This window comes from Arenibacter sp. ARW7G5Y1, assembly GCF_003201775.1.
Lineage (GTDB): Bacteria > Bacteroidota > Bacteroidia > Flavobacteriales > Flavobacteriaceae > Arenibacter.
The window spans coordinates 1-4,764 of sequence record NZ_QJJZ01000038.1; the positions used below are offsets into that span (position 1 = coordinate 1).

The following is a 4,764-nucleotide window of genomic DNA, read 5'->3' on the forward strand; positions in this document are numbered from 1 at the left end:
TCGTCCTCCCCTAGGACCACCGTTGCCCCCTGTACATTGGTATACTCGAACACGAACGCGTTCAAACGCTCGTCCTCCGGTTCAAAAAGCTCCAAAAACTCTGAGCGGATCTTAAACTGTGCCGCAAAATTTACTTTTGGGGGATATTCAAAGAGATACCCAGGGGGGGCGGCATGACTCAGATAAGTATTTCCATCAGCGTTTGTGGGCGGATCCGGATATGGAGCGGCAAAGATATACTCGCTATTGTGTTCATTGTCCATGGCGAAGAGCTGTTCCCTGCTCCCTTCGGTAAAGAGTGCGTAGGTACCCAGGTCCATTACCTGTTTGGCCGTGGCAGCGGCCTCGGCCCATCGTTTCCGGTTAAGGTAGAACTTGCTCAAAAACCCTAGGGCCGCCCCTTTTGTGGCCCTCCCGAACTGTTCCGATGAAACAGGAAGGATCGCTGCGACCGCCAGGAACTCCGTCTCCAAAAAATTTATCATCTCCTCCTCGCTCGCTCGGGAAGGACGGTCCGTGACCGAGGTCTCACTATTGGTTATTAGTGGGACCCGCCCAAAAAGACTATAGAGAAGTTGGTAATTGAACGCCCTGAGGAACCGTGCCTCGGCCAGGACCTGGGCCTTGCGTCCCTCGCCCATATCGATGCCAGGTACCTTTTCTAGGGTCACGTTCGCCCGGTAGATGGCATTATAGGACCGGTTCCACCTATTTAAAAGCCAAGGCTGGGTGGAGGGGAAGAGGAAGTCCTCCATTGGTAACATGTTGGAGTTGATAGCCCCCCCTCGCTCTATCATTATATCTGTATTCACCTCGTTGAATGTCAATAAATCTCTTAAAAGATCCCTATATCCTTGAGATTGAGCATACACTCCGTTGAGGAGTGCCTCGGCATCCTCTCCGGTGCTATAGAAATTGGATGGGCCCAATACGGAGAAGGTCTCCTCCTCCAGTGGATCGTTGCACGAGCCCAGGACCAGGACCCATATGAACAGTGCCGTTTTTATTATTTTCATGATCTTTATTTTTTTCTTGGTTATTGTTACATTCCTATTCTGATGCCCAGGGTCAACACCCTGGCCAACGGGTACGCATTGTAATCCACCCGAATGTTGGATTCCCCCAGTACACTGACATCGGGATTGTAGCCCCCATAATCGGTAATGGTGAACAGATTCTGGCCCGTGGCGTACACCCGTAGACTGTTTATACTTTTAGATTTCAGACCGGGAAAATTATAGCCGATCGTAATGTTGCTGAGCCGAAGAAAGGACGCATCCTCTACCACACGGTCGTTTACCGACCGTGCGCCCGTGGTATTGAGATAGGAAGGGTTGGGACTATCCGGGTTGTCCGGGGTCCACCGGTCCAGTACGAACGATTCTCGGTTCCTCCTAAAGGATATGGGCTCCTCGGAATCTATCCGCGTGAAGTTCAACATCTCCTGTCCGAAATTGCCCTGAAGAAAAAAGTTCAGATCTATCCCTTTGTACGAAAAGGTATTGCCGAGTCCCACCGTAAGGTCGGGAAACGGATCGCCAAGGACCACACGGTCGTCCGGGGTGATGGACCCGTCCCCGTCGGCATCCAGGAACCTAATGTCCCCGGGATCCGCATCGGGCTGGGCCGATTGGTCCACCTCCGCCTGGGACTTAAAAATGCCATCGGTCCTATATCCCCAATAGGAATTGATCGGGTCCCCCTCACGGAGTATCGTATAATCGTTCAAAAACCGTAAACTTCCCTGAAGAATAAAAGGCAGGTCGCCCAGATTAGTGACCTGGTTCTTGATCGCTGCAAAATTCAGCGAGCTAGTCCAATTAAAATCCCCGACAAAATTCTGGGTCTCCAATAAAAATTCAAAACCTTGGTTCTCCGTGTCCCCAACATTCTGAAGGGAACTCGTGAACCCACTGGTGGCAGGTATGGGAAGCAAAAGCAACAGGTCCGAGGTCTCCTTCCGGAAATAGTCTATGGATCCCGATATCCTATTGTTGTAAAACCCGTAGTCCAGGCCAACGTTGTACTGCTCGGTGGTTTCCCATTTCAGGTCCGAATTGCCCAATTGTATCGGGGCCACCCCCACGTAACGGCTACCGTCGAAGACCGCATCGCCCGCCGTGCCTAAAAGCACCAGCGAATTATAGTTCCCTATCTCCTGGTTTCCGGTCATACCGTAACTGGCCCGTAATTTTAAGTTCGAAACCGTTTGTGAATCCTCCAAAAAGGATTCGTTGTTTATCCTCCAGCCCAAGGCGACCGATGGAAAATAACCGTATTTGTTATCCTCTCCGAAACGGGACGAACCATCGGCCCTGAACGAGGCCGTAAAAAGATATTTGTCCGAGTACGAGTAATTTGCACGACCTATATAAGAGAGCAACTGGCTCTTGTTCTGATTGGACCCCACCACATAGGTGTCCTGACTGCCCGCTGCCAGGTTATCGGTCAAAAATGCATCCGTAGGAAAATCGTTGCTGCCGGCATTGAAACTCTCGTTTACAAAGTCCTGATAGGTATATCCTCCTAAAATACTGAATGAATGGTCCTTCCCAAGATCCTTTTGGTAATTCAAAGTGAACTCCGCAAGGGAACTGCTCCTGCGGGATTGGCTGACATCAGCGCCACCGTTCTCTCCTTCGCCCCTCTTGGTGACCTTGGTAAAGTAATTATCCGTCCTGGAATTTCTGATATCCTGTCCGAGGTTAAGCTTGGCCGAAAGACCCCCCATAATTTCATATTCCACAAAGACGTTCCCGAAGGTCCGGTCCGTTTTCCCTTCTATAATATTACCGTTGGCAAGACCGACCGGGTTTTCAAGGTCCAATAGGCCCGTCTGGGCATACGTGCCGTCCTCGTTATAGGCCGGAAGCGTCGGGTCCATCTGAATGGCCGCCGCGATTACGCTCGCCCCGGCGTTGATACCCGTTCCCAGACGGACCCCGTCGTCCTCGACATAAGTATTGCTCAGGTTCAGTCCGTACCTGAACCTGTCCCCGGAATGGTCGATGTTCACCCGTGCTCCATAACGCTTGATGCCAGAACTCACCACGACCCCTTCCTGATCGAAATAATTCATCGAAAAATAATACTTCGTCTTCTCCGATCCTCCGGAGAAAGACAGTTGGTGGTTCTGCACAGGGGCGGAACGGAAAATTTCGTCCTGCCAGTCCGTCCCGCTACCGATGGCGTCCATCTGCCCCTGGTCGAACACTACGGGATCCCCCGCATCAACACTCAAATCATTAATCAGCCCCATATAGTCCCGAGCACCCAACAGATCCAACCTCTTGGCCGTTTCTTGCATGCCCCCGTACACTTCGTAGTTTACCTGTAACCGGCCCGTATTCCCCTTTTTTGTGGTGACCAGAATTACCCCGTTCGCTCCCCGGGAACCATAAATAGCGGTAGCCGAAGCGTCCTTCAAGACCTCTATGGACTCGATATCGCCAGGGTTCAATGCGTTAAGAGGTGATCCCGGAAGCCCGTCTATCACATACAAGGGCTCATTGCCCGCCGTTATCGAATTGGCCCCCCGGATACGGATGGAATAGGCCCCGCCAGGAGCCGCACTGCTCTGGGTCACCTGGACCCCAGCGGCTCGTCCCTGAATAAGCTGGTCCACCGATACTTGGGCGCCCTTGTTGAAATCTTCGGTTCCCAATGAGGAGACGGAACCTGTCAGATCGCTCTTCTTGACCGTACCGTAACCGATGACCACTACCTCGTCGAGTCCCGAAGCACTTTCCTCCAATGCAATGGTCAGATTGGTACGTCCCTGGACCGGAACTTCCTTGGTTGCATACCCTATATAGGAAACCACCAAGGTCCTGTCACTATCCGAAAGACCAATGGAAAAGTTTCCATCAAAATCCGCGGTCACACCATTTGTAGTACCCTTCTCCACAATATTGGCCCCCGGCAAGGGCGTTCCGGACTCATCGGTCACAGTACCCGTCACCATTTGTTGGACGCCCATATCCGTGCCACCGATATATGTCCGGGAAACATCCGGAACTGTAATCGCCCGCATCTGAAGGGCAAACGTTAACACTAAAATAAAAGATATTTTCATTTTTGGGCGACACCATAAATGAAGGCCCAAACATTCCTTGTTAATTATTGGCATTGTTCAATGATTTTTGTTGGTTAGTTGGTTAGTTGGTTTAAACATTTAAGCTAAAAGGCCGTTCGTTCCTATTGGCCGGTTACCAAAATAAATCACCGCTCCTACATAAAGGGTGACCGATCTGCTACCATCATATGGAAAGACCATGATGGTTGTTACCGTTTTTCCATGCGCCCCGTAGAACGTCCCCCGCGAAACACATTGCAAAAAAAGGTAAGGTCATAAAATTAATTTCTGACGTATTCCAAATAAACACTCCAATGGACACCGATTACACGATTTCCCTTCAATTGACAGGTATCTTCCGACCCATAGGAGAGCCTATGTAAATAACATGATCAAACTTATAAAATAGACCGCGCAAAACCAATATGATATTTGGATAAAAAATTTAGATATTTTACCGAACGATCGGATACGCCGTCCATGACGCTAACTCCAATCAATGTTGATTTCCTTATATATATATATAGACCACAATTAGAATAATTTACCAAATAACCAGTAAAACCAATAATTCAGCTATAAAAGTGTATTGCCCAGCCTGCAAAGATCCAAAAAACCATTAGGAGATGACCAATTGACAACACCATCCATATAAGATATATTACACATGAAAACAACATATAGAAAAA

2 protein-coding genes are annotated in these 4,764 nt (G+C 49.5%); both read right to left on the reverse strand.

What is annotated here, in order from left to right:
• Positions 1-1,016, reverse strand: a 1,016-nt coding sequence (locus C7972_RS23575; RefSeq protein ID WP_110358609.1) for a RagB/SusD family nutrient uptake outer membrane protein, incomplete at its 3' end; no start/stop codon positions are given.
• 26 nt (positions 1,017-1,042) lie between these two features.
• Positions 1,043-4,075, reverse strand: a complete 3,033-nt coding sequence (locus C7972_RS23580) for a TonB-dependent receptor (RefSeq protein ID WP_181422996.1) — start codon at positions 4,073-4,075, stop codon at positions 1,043-1,045.
• Positions 4,076-4,764: the final 689 nt, after the last annotated feature.

Bases quoted from the DNA above. Each gene is read 5' to 3' on its own strand.
- C7972_RS23580 (WP_181422996.1), bottom strand. From the start codon at position 4,075: ATGAAAATATCTTTTATTTTAGTGTTAACGTTTGCCCTTCAGATGCGG.